The organism is Halochromatium sp. NSM3 (assembly GCF_059621085.1).
The window spans coordinates 37,096-55,442 of sequence record NZ_JCAQIA010000024.1; the positions used below are offsets into that span (position 1 = coordinate 37,096).

Here is an 18,347-nt window from a genome sequence, read left to right on the forward strand (position 1 = left end):
CACGCGTTAGCCGCAGACCGGAGAGAGGCGGCAATCGGCCGCTAACGGCTGCTAGGAGGGGGCGCTGGACGGAGATCCAGTCCAACGAGCGCGCGTTCGGTATCGGAAAGGTCTCCGATGATCTTGCGGATCGGCAATGGCAGCCGACGCACCACGGTGGGGATGGCCAGGATCTGATCTCCTTGAGCCAGTTGCGGCTGCTCGAGCAGATCCACCACCTCGATCTGATAATGGCCAGCCAGGTGCGCCTCGCACATCGCCTGCAGATTGGCGAACGCGGCGATGGATTTCGGCGTCTGTCCGGCAATGTAGAGGCGCAGGGTCCACAGCTCCTCGGTATCGGATGATGCACTCATGAAGCCGGTGACTCCTGCGATTGCGCGGCGTCGGCCCGCCGTGATGAGGCCATCGAGGCCTGCACCTCGCGTGAGCGCGCCTCGCGGCGCTGTTCGCGCTCGATCAGGGCGATGGTCTCCGCCTCGCGCGCCTGATACTCCTGCTGCAGGGCGGCGATCTGCGCCGCGAGCAGGGTGCGGCGTTGCTCGAGGTCGCGTTGGTGGCGCTCGATCTCCTGACGGCGTTCGAGCAGCTCAGCGCGTTCGGCGGACTCTTGCGCGAGGCGTGCCGAGCCGGTCAACACCCCGCTCGGGCCGACGTAGACGTCGCGCAGCTCGATGCCCTGGCTGGTGATGCGGAACTCCCGGGTCTGGTTGGAGTGCGCCATGCCGCGCGATTTCAGAATGCTGAGGACACGGTTGCGCTCGCCGCCGGTGTCGACGGCCATGAGCAACAGCCAGGTGTCGATGAGGGAGGAGATGGCCGAATCGGTGGCCTCGACGGAGGCGCCGCCCGAGGTCAGATTGGTGAACAGCCCGGTGATCTGGCGATGCTTGAGGAAGTCGATCAAGCGCGTCAGCATCGCCTTGACCTCGAGCTGATTGCTGCCGGCGATGAAGCTGTTGATCGGGTCCAGGATCACCACCGAGGGCTGAAACCGCTCGACGGCGCGATGGATCAGCGTCAGATGCATCTCCAAGCCGGCCAGGGTGGGGCGCGCGGCATGAAAGCGCAGTTGATCCTGTTCCACCCATTGGCCCAGATCGACACCGATAGAGCCGATGTTACGGATGATCTGCGATTGCGACTCCTCGAACGCGAAGTACAGCACCCGCTCGCCTCGACGACAGGTGGCGTCGGCAAAATGTCCTGACAGGCTCGACTTGCCGGTGCCGGCGGTGCCGGAGACGAGCACGCTGCTACCGCGATAATAGCCCGCATCCCCGAGCATGGTGTCGAGCCGGGGGATGCCGCTGGAGATGCGCTCAAAGCTGACGGCCTGATCCAGTCCGACCGAGGTGATGGGCAGCACCGAGATGCCGTCTTCGTCGATCAGGAAGGGATAATCATTGGTGCCGTGGCTGGAGCCGCGGTATTTCAACACCCGCAAGCGTCGTGTCCAGATCAGGTCGCGCTCCTGGTGATCGAGCGTGAGGACGCAGTCCGAGACATATTCTTCAAGACCTTGGCGCGTGAGCTGACCGTCCCCGCGCTCGGCGGTGATGATCGCGGTGACGCCCTTCTCCTTGAGCCAGCGAAACAGGCGCCGCAGCTCTGCGCGCAGGATGGCGGGGTTGGGCAGCCCGGTGAACAGGGTCTCGATGGTGTCGAGCACCACGCGCTTGGCGCCGATGGCATCGATGGCGTAGCCGAGCCGGACGAACAGGCCGCTGAGATCGAAATCGCCGGTCTCGCTGAACTCACTGCGCTCGATGGCGACGAAATCGAGCGCGAGCAGCCCCCGGGCGATCAGGTCGTCGAGGTCGAAGCCCAGCGAGGCGACGTTCTGGGTCAGCTCGGCGGCGGTCTCCTCGAAGGCCATGAACACGCCCGGCTCGCCGAATTCGGTCGCGCCTCGGAAGAGGAATTCCATCGACAAGAGGGTCTTGCCGCAGCCCGCGCCGCCGCAGATCAGGGTCGGCCGGCTGCGGGGGAGGCCGCCGCCGGTGATCTCATCGAGCCCCGAGATACCGGTGGGAGCCTTGGGGAGTGTAGTTTGTACTGTGCTCACGCGCGCTCTACATTGGAACGTTGCTTGGTCATAAGGCGTTATGGCCGTATCTTAACGGAAGTGCAGTTTTTAGGTGCCGGTCGATGCGATGAGGTGTTTAGGTCGTTGACGGGGGCTCTATGTTCCATTGGCGTTGGCCGTATTATCGGGATGCTGTGCTCGCGGATGCTGGTGCTCGCGTGCTGGTCGATGCGAGCGCGCACACGCGGATCGATACTGCGGTAGCGGATGGCGAGCCGGCGCGTCGCTTCCCGATCGCGCCGCCGTCGCTGCTTGGGCTGGCGCGCGCGTCCTTCGTCGAATGGCGCTATTTCTCGGTGCTCTCGCAGGCCTTTCACGGCATCGTCGGCCTTGCCCTAGTCAATCCCGATCGTCGCTTTGCGCGCATCGCCGAAGGTGGGCTGCTGCTGATCGTCGCCGGGGTGATCGATCGCCCGCCCTTGCCGAGAATGGCGGCCGCCGACGCTGATAGCGGCGCTGGTGCCAGCACTGGCACTGGCACCGAAACTGGCACCGGCGCTGATACCAGCCCTGGCGCCGACACCGATGCTGGCCCGCTCTTTGCAGACGATACCGCCGAGCTGTGCTGGATGCACCTGTTTGCACCCGCGTCCTGCGAGTTCGATCCGCCCAGCGAGTTCGACCTGCCCGGCAAGTCGTCATCCGCCACAGCCGGACTCCGCGCTCGCGACGCGCATTGCCGCCTCGAGCTGGAGCAAACGGATGCGTCCCGGGCCGTGCTTCACATCGAGGCCGGCGCCGGGCTCAAGTTGCATCTGTCGCATGTCGGCCTACCGGAAACCGCCTTGCCCAGCGCGCTCGATGCCGACCTCGACGGCTGGCTCGGACGCGCACTCGGCGCGCATTGGCAGGTCCAATGCGCCTCGCCGGTGGCGCGCTCGGACGGCGAGCTGGTGCTTCAGCCCGGCCTGCTGAGCGGGCTCGCGCAAACGCCCGGTGGCGATAACCCCTCGTATGCTTCGGCGGCATTACACGCGCGCCTTAAGGCCGGCCATGCGCGCATTGCCTGGCAGGCTGCTAGCGGCTACGCAGAGCATAGCTTCGGGATTCGGCCGCTGCCGTTGCAGGGCTGGGATTTTCTCTTCGTGCCCAAGGCCGAGACCGGCGAGGCGCTGGTGCTGCAGACCTATTCAGGCAGTCAGGCGTTGCGCTATCTCGAGGTCTGCTGGCAACAGGATGGCAAGGCCCGCCAGCATCGCTTCAGAGCCGAGGCGCTGCGGCTGGACTGGGTAGAGCAGACGCGCGATCCGGTCCTGGGCGTGTGCCGGCCGCTGCGGCGGCGGATCAAGGCCGAGGCCGATGGGCTGCGGTTGACCTTGGAGAATCGCGTGCTGCATCGCATTCCGCTGCTGCGCCGCGACCGCTTCGCGGTGCGACATTTCTTCATCAGCGAAGAGATCGGGGTTGCCGATTGGCGTTTGAGCGATGAGTCGGGTCGGGTGCTTGCCGAGGTGCGTGGACAGCCCTGTGGCGGGGAACTCGCGCATCGACGCCTGCGCGTGCCACGCTGTGCGCTCTGATCAGCCTTGTCAGCGTCCAGCTTGACCGGCCTGAGCCTGAACATGAACCAGCATCAGCATCAGCATCAGCAGGTCATCGTCGTCGGCGCCGGTCCCGCCGGTAGTGCGACGGCCTATCATCTTGCGCGGGCCGGCGTTTCGACCCTGTTGATCGACAAATCCGCATTTCCGCGCGACAAGGTCTGCGGCGATTGCCTGAGTCCGCGCGCTCAGCACGCGCTCGCCGATCTGGGGCTCTTGGACGCAGTTGCCGCCGAGGCCCATCAGGCGACCCGGATTCGGTTTCGCGCGCCAAGCGGTGCCGAGGCCGAGACGGCGATCATCGGCGATGGCGCGCTGCCGAACCGAACCCTGGTGTTGCCGCGCCAGCGCTTCGATCATCTGCTCCAGCAGCAGGCGCTCGCGGCGGGGGCGCAGTTCCGCGTGGGGCATGTGCGTACCCTGTGCTCGAGCGGCGGTGTCGAACTCGATGGCGAGACGCTGCCGGCGCGGCTCGTCGTCATCGCGACCGGCGCCGCGTTGTCGCTGATCAAGCACACGCCGCTGGCGCCGAGCGGCCCGGTGCATAGCATTGCCGCGCGCTGCTACTTGCCGGCGATACCGCCGCCTGGGCCGGATCTGCGCTTTTTCTTCGATCATCTGCCCTTGCCCGGGTATGCCTGGCTGTTCCCGACCGGACCGAACAGCGCCAACCTCGGCTACTGGTATAGCGGCAGCGGCGGCGGCAGCGGCGGCGTCAGCGCGGCCTCGCTGTTATCCCAACTCTTCACCCAGCATCCCACGCTATCCCGGCTCAGCGCCAACGGCCAGGCGGCGAGCGCCATCGCGGGCTATCCGATCCGCAGTGATTTCCTGCGCGCACCGACGCGCGCCGATGGCCTGCTCGCGGTGGGCGAGGCGGCCGGCTTGGTCAATCCGTTCACCGGAGAGGGGATCGACTACGCGCTGGAATCGGCGCAACTGGCGGCGGCGTCGATTCTGGCGGCGCTGCGCCAAGCCCCCGCCGAGGGAATGCTGCCGGCGGCGGCGCTTGCCGGCTATTCCTCCAGCCTGCGCCAGCGCTTTGGTTCGCTGTTTCTGCTGATGCAGTTGGCTCAGCGGCATGCCTTCACGCCCTGGGTGTTCGACCGGCTGTTCGGACGCGGTGCCAAGGGTCAGCGGTTGGTCGATACCCTGATCCAGGTCTGTTTTGGCGCCGCGCCGCCACGGCGGGTGCTGGCCCCGGTCGAATTGCTCCGGCTCCTGATCTCGCAGCCCGCGCCAGTGCGGCACGATGGCTGACAGAATGGTGAAGATACCCGAGGATTCAGGTAGACTTAGAGGCCCTAACAAAATGCACATCAGGCCATCCGCTTCAAAAGCTTACGCGAGATCCTTGGTCATTCTGGCGATTGATCAAGGCCGCGACTATAAAGTGCGGGTGGCGCTTAGGCGGTGTCATAAAATCGTCATGAGACTGTCACTATACAACAACACTTCAGGTTGAAAATACGAGGCTCGATTCACCGCTGCTGGAGTCTCTCCATGAAGAAATCTGTACTTGCCGTTGCTGTCCTAGGCGCGCTTTCGATGTCGTCGCAGGCAATGGCCCGCGACACCATCAACATCGTCGGCTCGTCGACAGTCTTCCCGTTTGCCACAACCGTCGCGGAGCGCTTCGGTAACACCACCGAGTTCCCGACGCCAAAGATCGAGTCGACCGGCTCGGGCGGCGGCATGAAGCTGTTCTGCGCGGGCGTCGGCGTTCAGCAACCCGACATCACCAATGCCTCGCGTCGGATGAAGGTCTCGGAGTTCGAACAGTGCCAGAAGAACGGCGTCGAGGAGATCACTGAGGTCAAGATCGGCTACGACGGCATCGCCATCGCCAACTCGAAGAAGGCACCGCAACTGGAGCTGTCGCTGCGCGACGTCTGGCTGGCGCTGGCCAAGGATGTGCCGAACCCAGAGGGCGGCGAGGAGCTGGTCCCGAACCCCTATAAGACCTGGAAGGAGGTGAATTCTGAGCTGCCCGATGTTGCCATCGAGGTGCTCGGCCCACCGCCGACCTCTGGTACCCGTGACGCCTTCGCCGAGATCGCGATGGAAGGGGGCTGCAAGACCTTCGACTGGATCGCCGACATTAAGGGCGAGGACAAGTCGAAGTACAAGTCGATCTGCCGCACCGTGCGTGAAGATGGCGCCTATGTCGAGGCCGGCGAGAACGACAATCTGATCGTGCAGAAGCTCGACCGGAACGCCGATGCACTCGGCATCTTCGGCTTCAGCTTCCTGGATCAGAACGCCGACAAGCTGCAGGGCACCATCATCGATGGTGTCGAGCCAACCTTCGACAACATCGCCAGCGGCGACTATCCGGTGTCGCGCTCGCTCTTCTTCTATGTCAAGAACGCCCATGTCGGCACCATTCCTGGCATCCAGGAGTTCGTCACCGCCTTTACCAGCGACAACGCTTGGGGGCCGGATGGCTACCTGGTTGATAAGGGTCTGATCCCGCTGCCGGAAGACATGCGGGCTGACGTCGCCAAGACCGCACAGAACCTGGAGCCGATGTCGAGCCCTAAGTAAAGGTTGGCTCGATGCCCTGATGTCGTCTCCAGGCGGCATCGCGGCTGATGAACGCCGGTGGCCCGTAAGGGCTGCCGGCGTCTTGCATGATTGTTATTTTGTCTTTTGTTAAAGAACACTAGCCGCTATGAGCCCCACGCTGTTGTTGTTCGTTGTTCTGGCCGCCATGGCGCTGGCCTATCACCTCGGGCGTAAACGCGCCATTAGCGTGGTTGGCGGCGTTTCCCAGATCAATCGCCTGCATTCTCTTCCCGCCTATTACGGCTACTACGCGGCGCTCTGGGCCGGTCTGCCGGCGCTGCTGCTGCTGTTGTTCTGGATTGGGCTGCAGGAGCAGATCCTGACCGCGCTGACCGTCGCCGAGCTGCCGCCAGAGGTAACCGCAGACCTCTCCAAGGGTCGGCTCAGCCTGCTAGTCAGCGACATCCGCAGTGTGGCCACGGGCAATATCTCCTCGGGCGAGATCAGTCCCGAGGTCGCCGCCGCCGCCGAACACTATCGACGTCTCGAGGGCATCGCCGACCTCGCGCTCTGGGGACTGATCTCGGCCTTGGTGCTCGCCGGAATGGCCTGGGGCTGGCAACACGCCAAACCCAGCTTCCGCGCCCGCAATCGGGTCGAGTCGATCGCGATGCTGGTGCTGATCCTGTTCTCGTCGATCGCGATCCTGACCACGCTCGGCATCGTTCTGTCGGTGCTGTTCGAGTCGATCCGCTTCTTCCAAAAGGTGCCTTGGACCGAGTTCCTGTTTGGCACCAAATGGAGTCCACAGATCGCGCTGCGCGCCGAGCAGGTTGGCGCCTCTGGGGCCTTTGGCGCCATCCCGCTATTCACCGGCACCTTGCTAATCTCCTTTATCGCCATGGTGCTGGCGGTGCCGATTGGGCTGCTCTCGGCCGTCTATCTGGCCGAATACGCGCCGCGCACGGTGCGCGCCTGGGCCAAGCCGGTGCTCGAGATTCTGGCCGGCATCCCGACCGTGGTCTATGGCTTCTTTGCCGCGCTGACCGTGGCGCCCTTTTTGCGCGGATTCGGCGAGAGCGTTGGCCTGGATATCGCCTCTCAGAGCGCGCTCGCGGCGGGCTTGGTGATGGGCATCATGATCATCCCGTTCGTCTCCTCACTCTCCGAGGACGTGATCAATGCCGTGCCGCAATCGCTGCGCGACGGCTCTTATGCGCTCGGCGCCACGCAGTCCGAGACCATCCGTCGGGTGATTTTTCCGGCCGCGCTGCCGGGCATCGTCGGTGGTGTGCTGCTGGCGGTCTCACGCGCCATCGGCGAGACCATGATCGTGGTGATGGCCGCTGGCCTGGCCGCGAATCTGACCGCGAATCCGTTGGAGAGCGTCACCACCGTCACCGTGCAGATCGTCACCTTGCTTACTGGTGATCAGGAGTTCGACAGCGCCAAGACCCTGGCCGCCTTCGCGCTCGGGCTCACTCTCTTTGTCGTCACGCTAATCCTCAATGTCATCGCGCTGCACATCGTGCGTAAATACCGTGAACAGTATGACTAATTCAACCACCGCCAGCGGCCCCGCCCGCAGTCCGAAAGAGATCGTTGAGGCCAGCCTCAAGCGTCGCTATGCCTCCGAGCGCCGCTTCCGGCTGCTTGGCGCCAGCGGTGTGGTGCTGGGGCTCAGCTTTGTGCTGATCCTTTTCGTGAGCATCATCAGCGAGGGCTACACCGCCTTCTTTCAGTCCTACGTCGAGCTGCCGGTGGCCTTCGAGGCCAAGGCGATCGATCCGAACGGGACGCTGCATGACGGAGCGCTCGATGAGACCGAGGTCGCGCGTCAGCTCAGAGCCGTGAACTTCAGGAAGCTCGCCCTTGATGCCTTGCACGCTGAGTTTCCGCAGGTCACCGGTCGCACCGAGCGGCGCAACCTGGATGCGCTGTTGAGTCCGGGCGCGCCGCTGCAACTGCGGCGCATGGTGACCGATGACCCGACCGTGATCGGCACCGAGCAGTCGGTGCGTCTGCTCGTCGATGACGATGTCGACATGTTCATGAAAGGCCGCTCCACACCGATCGTGCGCTCGGGAGGCGCCGGTACGCTGAGGCTCGAAGGCCGCATGGGCGAAAGCGGTGACGAGGTGAGGATCGAGGGCAGTGACAGCGCCCTGCTGCCCATCCTCGAGCAGGCACGCAAGCGTCTCACCGACGTGGCCGATGAACTCGAGCGCCAGCAGGGACTGACGCAGAGCGATCGCGACCTGCGGGCCAATCAACTCGAGCGATCCGATCTCCTGGAAGAGCAAGCCGACGAGTTCGAACGTGAGATTGCCCGCAACGAGCGCGATATCGAGCGCTTGGAGACCAGGATTCAGGCCCTGCGCGAGGAGGCCACAGGCAGCGATGAGCTGGTGCTGAGTGCCGATGCGCCGAGCTTCCTGCTGCGCATCAACGACGGCCTGATCAAGCTGGTGGCCCTGGAGGCGGATCGCGCCCGCGGTGAGGTGCTGGTGCCACCGGCCTCGGCGGCGCCGGCCGAGTCGGGCGCCTGGCAAATCATCGAGCTGACCACCCCCGAGGATGCGCGCCGACTCAGTGATCAGCAACTCGCCTGGGTGCTGCAGTTGCAGCACGATGGTCTGCTCAGCAAGCGCTTCAACCTGCTCTTCTTCACCAACGGGACCTCGCGCGAGCCTGAACTCGCCGGTATCGGCGGCGCGGTGCTGGGATCGTTTTACACCCTGGCGCTGACGCTGCTGTTCTCGTTCCCGATCGCGGTTGGCGCGGCGCTATATCTGGAGGAGTTCGCGCCGAAGAATCGCTTTACCGACCTGATCGAGGTGAATATCAATAACCTGGCGGCGGTGCCGTCGATCGTTTTCGGTCTACTGGGTCTGGCGGTCTTCATCAACTTCTTCGGCGTGCCGCGCTCGACACCGCTGGTGGCGGCGATGGTGCTGACCTTGATGACGCTGCCGACCATCATCATCGCCAGCCGCGCGGCGCTGAAATCGGTGCCGCCCTCGATCCGCGAGGCCGCGCTCGGGGTTGGCGCCTCGCCGCTGCAGGCCAGGATGCACCATGTGCTGCCCTTGGCGCTGCCGGGCATGATGACCGGCACCATCATTGGCATGGCGCAGGCCCTTGGCGAGAGTGCGCCCTTGTTGATGATCGGCATGATCGCCTTCATTGTTGATGTACCCCAGGGATTTACCGATTCGGCGACGGTGCTGCCGGTGCAGATCTTCCTTTGGGCGGATAGTCCGGAGCGCGGTTTCCTCGAACGCACATCGGCCGCGATCATGGTGCTGCTGGCCTTCCTGATCCTGATGAATCTGACTGCGGTGCTACTACGTCGGCGCTTTGAGCGGCGCTGGTAGCCTGTAGCTATTGCTGCGGTGCACGAGCAGTAAACGAACATGAACAACCTGGATGATGTCTCGAAGGTCGCTGTCGAGGCGCCCGCGTCATCCGAGCCTCATCGCCCATCTTCAGAGTCTCCAATGAACACGACCGCCGAAGCCATATTAGCGAAACCCACTAACCGGACCTCCGATGATCTGGTCAAAGATCAGTCCACCGCGACCACGGTCGGCGAGATTACCTCGCCGAATCCGCGCATGCGCTGTCGGGATGTCAACGTCTGGTACGACAACAACCACGCGATCAAGAACGTCAGCCTCGATATCGGGCAGAACGAGGTGATCGCGATGATCGGCCCCTCGGGCTGCGGTAAGTCGACCTTCCTGCGCTGCCTGAACCGGATGAACGACACCATCTCGACAGCGCGGGTGGAGGGCTCGATCCAGCTCGACGACCAGGAGATCCAGGACAACAGCATCGATGTGGTGCCACTGCGCGCCCGCGTCGGCATGGTGTTCCAGAAGCCAAACCCGTTCCCGAAGTCGATCTACGAGAACATCGCTTACGGCCCCCGTATCCATGGACTGACCAACAACCGCGCCGAACTCGATGAATTGGTCGAGACCAGCTTGCAGCGCGCAGGCCTGTGGAAGGAGGTCAAGGACCGGCTCGACGCGCCCGGTACCGGTCTCTCCGGCGGTCAACAGCAGCGCCTCTGTATCGCCCGCACCCTCTCGGTCTCACCCGAGGTGATCCTGATGGACGAGCCCTGCTCGGCCCTGGACCCGATCGCGACCGCGATCATCGAGGAGCTGATCGATGAGCTGCGCGCGCAGTACACGATTGCCATCGTCACGCACTCGATGCAGCAAGCGGCGCGCGTCTCCCAGCGCACCGCCTACTTCCACCTCGGCGATCTGGTCGAGGTCGGCACCACCGATGACATCTTCAATCAGCCGCAGCACAAGCTGACGAATGACTACATTACCGGGCGCTTCGGCTAAGGTGCTAATGCCCCGGCGCGGGCCGGGGCGATCGGTGCCCGCTCGGGATAAGCGGGTGACTCGCGGCGGTGATTAGGCGGGGCGCCGGTTGCTCAGGCTATCGATGAGCAGCTCGCGGTTGCGGAAGCGCACATCTTCACCGGTGATCACATAGATCACCTGTTCGGCGATATTGTTGGCGTGATTGCCGGTGCGCTCGAGCGCATGGGTAATCGTCAGCAAGCCAGCGAAGTGGTCGCCGCTCAGCCCTGCGGCGGGATCGAAGAGGGCGGTGCGCAACTGCTCACTCGCGTCATTGAGTTGCGACTCGGCCTTGAAGACGGCGATCGCCTTGTCGAGATCGGCCTCAACGAGACCGGCAATGGCGCCCTGTAGCAGTTCACAGTCAATCTCCATCAGCTTGTGCATGGGCTTGAGTGCCTGCTCGGGCACAAGGGGGGGGGGCGTCTCGGCCTCGAGCAGCTTCAGGGTGTGCTTGGCGATGCGCTTGGCCTTGTCGCCCGCGCGCTCCAGATCGCCGACGATGCGCGCGGTCGCCAAGACCAGGCGCAGGTCGATCGCCGTTGGCTGGCGCTTGGCGATGACCCGAAACACCTCTTCATCGGCGGCGAGGCTCTGGGCGTCGATCTCTGGGTCGCGGTCGATCACGGCACTTGCGTTGGCATGACTGCTCTGCGTGAGTGCTTCGACCGCAGTACGCGTCTGTTGCACCACCGAGGTGCCCATCTCAACAACTAGGCTGCGGAGATGGGCCAGTTCGAGGTCGTAGGCGCTTACGATGTGATGGTGATCGTCATGCGGCTGCATTGCTTTTAGTCTCTGGTGTCGGGAAAGAATGAGTGATTGAATTTTCGCATAGAAGCGCTTGGGAAAGAGGCTTTTCTCTCTCCCAGCGCTGCGATTGGATGGCCGCCTGCTCGCGCTGCGAGCTTCGTCTCAGTCGTCCTCAGTGGGCGCCGATGGCAGCAGTTGGTTATCGTTCGGATCGGGAACCAGCGGCGCGACCGGGGGTGAAACCGGAGGCACGATCTGGGACGGGTCATCCTCGTGCAGCACTGTCCGGTTGAGGGCATTGAAGGCCCCGTCCAATGAAGGCTCCATCGAGACCCGATAGCCAACGTTGGTGATGAAGCGCACCAGTTGCGGGATGTTCGCGCGCGTCTCAGCCTTCAGGAAGACGCCTTGGACATAGGTGATCACCCCATCGATTGGCATGACGATGAGCCGGCCACGCTGGGCTTGCGCGCCCCGACGGTTCCAGAGTGCGAATTCCTGGGTGACGATCGGATCCTGCTTCAAGAAACCATCCGCCTGCGCGGGACCATAGACGAGTGAGCCGCGCGGGAAGCTGTAGGCCATGATACGGCCATAGTTTTCACCGTCGTTTCCGACCACCAACAGGGCTCGCATGTTGTTCTTGTCCCTGGGGGTCATCGGGGCGAGCAGGCTGAACTCGAACCGGTCCGGATCGAGCAGATTGATGGTCACATAGTAGGGCGTCATCACATGCAGCTCGTCCTCCCACTGCACTTCGGAAAACTCCCAGAGATCTTCCTGTTTGAAGAAGGTGCCCGGGTCGGTCTGGTGATACCGGCCGTAGACATCGAGCTGGATGTTGAACAGGCGTTTCGGATAGCGCACATGCTGCTTCAGCTCCTCCGGCATCTCGTCGAAATCCTTGAGCAAGCCGGGATAGGCGCGGGCATAGGCGCGAATGATGGGATCATCGGGCTCGGTGATGTAATAGTCGACGCTGCCGTCATAGGCGTCGACCACGACCTTGGCCGCGTTGCGGATGTAATTGAAGTGGCGACGCTCGCCATCGACATCGGCCGTTGTCGAGAACGCGTAGGGGAACCAAGAGGACAGGGTGTAGGTATCCTGAATCCAGTAGACCCGCTCGGAGGTGACGACCGGGTAGGGATGGGGGTCGAGGTGCAGAAAGGGCGTCAAACGCGCGATCCGCTCGGCGATATTACGTCGGAACAGGATGCGGCTGTCCTGGTTGATTTGGTTGGTGAGGATCAGGTTCACCTCGCGAAAATAGAGCGCGAAGATGGCGCGCCGGAACAGGCTCGAGAAACCAACGCCGCCCTTGCCCTCGTAGTCCGATAAGACCAGCTCGTCATCGCTGGCATAATCGATCTCGCCGCTCTCGTTTGGTGCGATCACTGGCGAAGCCTGTCCGGTGCCGTAATAGATGCCCGGCTGCTCGATGGCGAGATCGAAGTTTGAGCGCGGCGGGATGCCTTGCATCAGCCAGTCGATGGGGCCGGCCTGGATTTGCGAGGTAGGGGCCATCACGGCCCCAAAGCCGTGGGTATATTTCATCCATTCATTGACCCAATTACGGGATTCGGCCGGCAGTTTGTCGAGATCGATCTCGCGGGCGGCGACCGCGACCTGCTGGTAACGGTCGTTCACCGTATAACGATCCACGTCCAAGGTGTTGAAGATGTAGTAAGCGCGAATCTCCTGGAGTTCTTTGAAGACCTGGCGCAGCAGGGCTTCATCCCAGATCGGGATATTGATCAGGGTCTTCGTGAAGTCGGTGGCGCCGGTATCCCAGGGAATGTCCTGCACCGCGTATTGCCGGGTTTCGACATCTTGTAGATCGTAGGCCGCGAGTGTCGCTTGGATATTCTGCTTGATGTAAGGCGCCTGCAGATCGAGTTCGTTGGGCTTGACGACGTACTTCTGGAGCTGCTCCGGAACGAACGACGAATAACGGAAGGACAGGGTGCCGACGAACAGGATCGCAACCGCCAGCAGGCCGAGCAGGCCCTTGCGCGTTTCGAGATACAGGATGGCCAGAGCGCCCAGGATCAGGAACAGGATCAGGCAGGCCCAGATCAGCGCCAGGGTGAAGCTCATCTCTACATAGCCAGGGCCGGAAAAGATCGGCACATGCGCATCGCTGTAGAGCAGCATGTGGCGGTCCATGACGAAATACCAGACACCGACCAGGACCACGAAGCCCATGGCGAGTCCGAGGTGGATTCTCGCGCCACGGCGCATCTGTCGACCGTATCCGGCGACCATCTGCTGCTCAAGCCAATAGAGGGAGGCCAGACCGATGAGCAGGATCAGCGAGGCCGCGAGCAGCTCATGCCAAATCAAGGAGAACAGCGGCAGCGAAAACAGGTAGTAGCTGATGTCCTTGCCAAAGGCGGGGTCGGTCAGACCGCTGTTGGGCGCGAAGAAGAACAGCAGCGCTTGCTCCCAGTGCGAGAACACCGGCAGTGCGACCAGGAGGGCGAGGCCAAGGCACAGCGGGAGGTAGAACCACAGCGAACCGCGCTGGAACTGATCATACAGCCGTTGGTACTTGGACCTGGGTCTTGCGGCCGCGCCGACCGCCGTTGGATCGTCGGGCGTCGGTCCATGTTCGAGGTCGTAATGGGCCGGGGTTTCCGCGCCCAAATAGCGTGATCCGATCCAGAAGTTGAGGAAGAACAGCAGGAAGAAGAAGAGGGAGACGACCAGGAAGATGAGCGATTGGTAGAGCACCCGCGCCCAGAAGTACAGGCCATAGTCGAGCGCGCTGAACCACCAGAGGTCGACGACGAGGGCGTTGAAATAGAAGACGGCGAAGAGGAGTCCGGCGGCGACGAGAACGACGCCCAAGATGATGAGTAGAGGTTTCCAGGACATCGACGGTTGTCTCCGTGTGCTGAGGGCCCCCGCATGAGGTGACCGATGCCAACGCGCGTCTTCCAGCCTGCCAGTGGGGGCTCAATTCAGTGGTCTCGGTAGCGAACATCATACTCTTGGTCTGTTGAGCGGCGCCGGAGTGCGGGCTGAGCAACCCGCCCTCAGCGCGCCGGAATCGGCGTCAGCGCCTCGGTCTCATTGATGAAGACAAAGGCGTCGTAGCGTCGAGGTAGCACCGTCGGCACATAGTTGCCGGGAACCTCGCGCTCGGGTCGGTAGACCACGCCGATGGCGCGATGCCCATGGGGTTGGCGCAGCGGCGCCGGGACCGAGGCATCGAACAGGAACAGCAGATCCTCACCATCACCGGCCGCGTGCATGGCGGCCTCGATGCTGTCGGGCGCCGCCGGGGGCGCGGTCATCCGTTCCATCGGTGCCTCCCAGGCGCGGCCGGCGAGTACGCGGCCGCGCTCGGTGCCGAAGCCGACCGCCGCGACCTGCTCGGGCCCGAATCCCTCGCGGGCGAGTTGACCGATATTACGCCGCTGTTGACGCGCCATGTCGGTTGCGCGCGCATCGCCGACATGGGTGTTATGCGCCCAGACAATCCCTTTCGCATCCGTGCCATAGAAGTCGAGCAGGCGCTGAAGCGTCTGATAGAAGTGATCGACCCGGGTATTCCAAGACTCGGGGCCGCGGCCGGCCATGCCGCCGTAATGCTGCTCGGCATTCTTCACCACCCAGGCCATCTGCTTGAGATGGAGATATTCCGCCGCATCGATCTCCAGGTGATCGCGCTGCTCCCGCAGACGCTCGACCACCGCGCGCGCGCTACCGCCGAGTCCGTCTTCGCCGCGCTGAAGGCTTCGCACATAGGCGCGGGTATCGTCCACCAGCGCATCGAAGGGTGCGTACTGCTCGCGCAGCCACTCGGCCTCCTCGGCGTCGATCAACGCCATCGAGGCCGGTAGCTCGCGCAGCGCGTCGGCCTTGCCGTAGACATCGAGGCCATAGAAGCCGACCCGTCGCTCCGCTGGCAGCTTGGCATTGTAGGTCTTGAGCCACTCGATCAGCGCGGCGGTCTCCTCATTGGCCCACATCCAGGTCGGCCAGCGCTCGAAGGTACGCATGATCTCGCGTGCGCTTGTCGCGTCCTGATCATAGCCTTTGACGTAGCGATTGAGGCGGTAGAGCGCATTCCAGTCCCCCTCGACGGCGATGAAGCGAAACCCATGCTCGGCGATCAGGTCGCGGCTGATCTCGGCGCGCAGGCTGTAGAACTCAGAGGTCCCGTGGCTGGCCTCGCCCAGCAGCACTACTCGCGCCGGGGCGATCCGCTCGATCAACGGAGACAGGTCGGGTGGCGCGCCGAGCGGGATCGCGATCTCGCGCAAGGCGCTCACCAAAGCCTCCTCGGCCAGGGTCAGCTCCGAGCCAAGCATCAGCAGCAGCACCAGTAGGCATCGGTCTAAGGTCTTACGAGGCGGATTGTTCAGGACCATCATGTGATCTCTCCCTGTTCGAGAACCGGCGGCTGTCACTTTTCATCGCGGCGCCATCGCGGCGCGTAAGGCATGCCCCGCGCCTCCCTCGGACGCGAGAACGGGAAGGGTGGACGTGCATCGACGCAGGTCAAATAGCCGGCGACATCGCCCATGTAGGCCGATAAATACTCGTTGAAGCGGCGCAGCATCGAGATCGGGCGCCCGGTGGCGATGATGGACAGATACTGCAGGATGGCGATCGCGAAGATGCTGTAGTTCAGCACCTCGAACAACAGCGCGTACAGCAGCATGAAGACCGCTTGCAGGAGCGTCAAGCCGATGCGGATGAGCAGGTTCGGGTGATCGGCAAAGTGCGGCCAGCCATCGCCACGGGCCTCGGTCGTGACGGTGGAGGCATCGAGCGGCTCGTGGGCAATTGGGATTTGGTCATCTTGTGGATGCACGGGGTGGCCTCAATCGGTTGGATATGACAGGGTGTCGGCAGCGGTATCATACCGGCATCATTCAGCTGTTGATGCGCCTGATCTGGCCCTGGCACGCCGCTAGAATAGATGACAACGAAAGCGACGATATCGACCATCGACGACCTGCTGGCTGGATTTCCATGATCACCATCGAACAACTGCTCACCGCCTTCGACCGTCCAACCCTGGATTGGATCGCCGATGGGCTCGCCCTCGCGCTGCTGCTTGGTTACCACCTTTATCTGCGCTGGCTCGTCGCCGCGCATCCCGAACGCGCCTACCAGGCGCGTGCGGACACGCTGCGCCATGCCTGGGTGGAGGTGATGCGGGAGCTGGGCGATCACGGCATCCTGGCGGTCAACACCCTGCGCAATTGGGTGCTCTCGGCGAGCTTGTTCGCCACCGTGACCTTCTTGCTCGGACTCCTGGTGGTCGGCTTCGCGCTGCAAGGTTCGGGACTCGATCGCCTGTCCCAGGCGCTCAGCCTGGCAGCAACCGGAGAAGCCGCCGTGCAGGCCAAATTGCTCCTGCTCGCGGCGTTGCTGTTCACCGCCTTCGTGCGCTTCGCGCTGGCGGTGCGTGATTACAACCAGACCGCGCTGCAGATCAGTCTTCCCGACAAGCATTTCCGAGGACTGGCCATCGAGACCATTGCCGATACCCTGAATCGCGCCGGCAACCACTACCACCAGGGCACCCGCACCCTGCTGTTGGGGCTGCCGGTGTTGCTCTGGCTGATCGGTGCCGAGTGGTTTCTGCTCGGCGCCCTCCTCACGCTGGTGCTGCTGCGGGGCTTCGACCTGCGCGCCGATGCGCAGTCCTTGCGCGCGCCGCCAAATACCGCTGAGGGTACCGTCGTCGGCGACCCGCACGCGCTCGAGGCCAGCGCTGTGCTAGCGGCCCTGCACAGTGAAGCACAGGGCCTCAGCGGCGCCGAGGCGGCGCGACGGCTGGATGCCGTCGGCGAGAACCGGCTGCCGGAACCGCCGCGCGACGGCCCCATCAAGCGCTTCTTCAAGCATTTTCACGATGTCCTGATCTACATACTGCTCGCGGCCGCCGTGGCCACTGCGTTCATGGGGCATTGGATCGATACCTGGGTGATCCTGGGTGTGGTACTGATCAACGCCATCGTCGGTTTCGTCCAGGAAGGGCGCGCCGAGGAGGCGCTGGCCGGGATTCGCAAGATGCTCTCGCCGAGTGCACTGGCGCGCCGCGATGGCGCCTGGAGCGAGATCGATGCCGTGCAGTTGGTGCCGGGTGATGTGGTGCGCCTGCGCGCTGGCGATCGCATCCCGGCCGATCTGCGCCTGCTTGAGGCGGCCAATCTGCGCGTCGAGGAGTCGGCGCTGACCGGCGAGTCGGTGCCGGCCTCCAAGCGCGTCGCGCCGGTGCGCGATGATGCCAGCATCGGCGATCGCTTCAGCATGGGCTATTCCGGCACCCTGGTGGCCGCCGGTAGTGGCCTCGGCGTGGTCACCGCCACCGGCCCGCACACCGAAATCGGCCGCATCAACCGCATGATCGCCGAGGTCGAAACCCTGGTCACGCCGCTGATCCGCCAGATGGGCGCTTTCGGTCGGGTGCTCTCGGTGGTGATTCTCGGCCTTGCAGCAGGCATGACCCTGGCCGGCTGGTTGCTCCACCACTGGGGCTGGGGTGATCTGATGATGGCGGCGATCGGCTTTGCGGTGGCAGCGATTCCCGAAGGCCTGCCGGCGATCATGACTATCACCCTCGCGCTTGGTGTGCAACAGATGGCGCAGCGCAACGCCATCACCCGCAAACTCCCGGCGGTGGAGACGCTCGGCTCGGTGACGGTGATCTGCTCGGACAAGACCGGCACCCTGACGCGCAACGAGATGACCGCGCGGCATCTGATCAGCACCCGTGGCCAGTACGATATCGCTGGGGTCGGTTACGCCCCGGACGGGCATCTCTCGTTCGACAACACAGGCATCGAGCTGGCTGAGCATGCCGACCTGCAGGCCCTGATCGAGGCTTTTGCGGTCTGCAACGATGCCGATGTGATCGAGGACGCGGGGCAATGGCGCCTGATCGGCGAGCCGACCGAAGGTGCCTTGCGCACCCTGGGGCTGAAGGCCGGCTTCGACACCAGCGGCTATCAACGCCGGGCCGTGATCCCGTTCGACTCCGAGCATAAGTTCACCTGATTAGCAAGCTTCTTCAGCCAAGCCCCTTTTCCGCCGAGGAAAGGCGCA

General features: G+C 63.6%; 12 protein-coding genes and 2 pseudogenes. 8 read left to right on the forward strand and 6 right to left on the reverse strand.

Annotation, left to right across the window (positions count from 1 at the left end; genetic code table 11):
• Positions 1 to 41: 41 nt before the first annotated feature.
• Positions 42 to 356, reverse strand: a complete 315-nt coding sequence (locus AC54T3_RS11355; protein WP_496624803.1) for a circadian clock KaiB family protein — start codon at positions 354 to 356, stop codon at positions 42 to 44.
• Positions 353 to 2,068 carry a circadian clock protein KaiC gene (gene kaiC / locus AC54T3_RS11360; protein ID WP_496624805.1) on the reverse strand — a complete coding sequence of 572 codons (1,716 nt, stop codon included), beginning with the start codon at positions 2,066 to 2,068 and terminating at the stop codon, positions 353 to 355. The genes AC54T3_RS11355 and kaiC overlap by 4 nt, the downstream gene beginning before the upstream one ends.
• A gap of 119 nt (positions 2,069 to 2,187) precedes the next feature.
• On the opposite strand from kaiC, the gene AC54T3_RS11365 reads away from it, so the two are divergent.
• The 7 genes and pseudogenes from AC54T3_RS11365 to pstB all read left to right on the forward strand — a co-directional run bounded on the left by AC54T3_RS11365 (position 2,188) and on the right by pstB (position 10,502).
• The gene (locus AC54T3_RS11365) at positions 2,188 to 3,609 is read left to right on the forward strand and encodes a hypothetical protein (RefSeq protein ID WP_496624807.1); all 1,422 of its coding nucleotides are present in this window, start codon (positions 2,188 to 2,190) and stop codon (positions 3,607 to 3,609) included.
• A 42-nt stretch (positions 3,610 to 3,651) separates the two neighbouring features.
• The gene (locus tag AC54T3_RS11370) at positions 3,652 to 4,890 is read left to right on the forward strand and encodes an NAD(P)/FAD-dependent oxidoreductase (protein WP_496624809.1); all 1,239 of its coding nucleotides are present in this window, start codon (positions 3,652 to 3,654) and stop codon (positions 4,888 to 4,890) included.
• A gap of 243 nt (positions 4,891 to 5,133) precedes the next feature.
• Positions 5,134 to 6,177, forward strand: a complete 1,044-nt coding sequence (locus AC54T3_RS11375; protein WP_496624810.1) for a substrate-binding domain-containing protein — start codon at positions 5,134 to 5,136, stop codon at positions 6,175 to 6,177.
• Positions 6,178 to 6,304: 127 nt separating this feature from the next.
• Positions 6,305 to 7,696 carry a phosphate ABC transporter permease subunit PstC gene (pstC, locus tag AC54T3_RS11380; RefSeq protein ID WP_496624811.1) on the forward strand — a complete coding sequence of 464 codons (1,392 nt, stop codon included), beginning with the start codon at positions 6,305 to 6,307 and terminating at the stop codon, positions 7,694 to 7,696.
• A pseudogene (locus AC54T3_RS11385) lies at positions 7,689 to 8,195 on the forward strand (DUF3333 domain-containing protein); the annotation flags it as partial. The gene pstC and the pseudogene AC54T3_RS11385, both read left to right, overlap by 8 nt.
• Before the next feature lie 513 nt (positions 8,196 to 8,708).
• Positions 8,709 to 9,515 (forward strand): annotated as a pseudogene (pstA, locus tag AC54T3_RS11390) (phosphate ABC transporter permease PstA); the annotation flags it as partial.
• Positions 9,516 to 9,638: 123 nt separating this feature from the next.
• Positions 9,639 to 10,502, forward strand: coding sequence for a phosphate ABC transporter ATP-binding protein PstB (gene pstB, locus AC54T3_RS11395; protein ID WP_496624813.1), 864 nt, complete (start codon positions 9,639 to 9,641; stop codon positions 10,500 to 10,502).
• Positions 10,503 to 10,574: 72 nt separating this feature from the next.
• On the opposite strand, the gene phoU is transcribed toward pstB, so the two are convergent.
• The 4 genes from phoU to AC54T3_RS11415 form a co-directional block, all read right to left on the reverse strand.
• Complete coding sequence (gene phoU / locus AC54T3_RS11400; protein ID WP_496624815.1) at positions 10,575 to 11,309, reverse strand: phosphate signaling complex protein PhoU; 735 nt, start codon at positions 11,307 to 11,309, stop codon at positions 10,575 to 10,577.
• Between the two features lie 129 nt (positions 11,310 to 11,438).
• Entirely contained in the window at positions 11,439 to 14,156 is a 2,718-nt protein-coding gene (locus AC54T3_RS11405) for a UPF0182 family protein (RefSeq protein ID WP_496624817.1), read from the reverse strand.
• Positions 14,157 to 14,317: 161 nt separating this feature from the next.
• Entirely contained in the window at positions 14,318 to 15,661 is a 1,344-nt protein-coding gene (locus AC54T3_RS11410; RefSeq protein ID WP_496624819.1) for an erythromycin esterase family protein, read from the reverse strand.
• A 32-nt stretch (positions 15,662 to 15,693) separates the two neighbouring features.
• Positions 15,694 to 16,104, reverse strand: coding sequence for a DUF4389 domain-containing protein (locus tag AC54T3_RS11415; protein ID WP_496624821.1), 411 nt, complete (start codon positions 16,102 to 16,104; stop codon positions 15,694 to 15,696).
• Positions 16,105 to 16,265: 161 nt separating this feature from the next.
• Between AC54T3_RS11415 and AC54T3_RS11420 the strand changes: the two genes are divergently transcribed.
• Entirely contained in the window at positions 16,266 to 18,299 is a 2,034-nt protein-coding gene (locus tag AC54T3_RS11420; protein WP_496624823.1) for an HAD-IC family P-type ATPase, read from the forward strand.
• Positions 18,300 to 18,347: the final 48 nt, after the last annotated feature.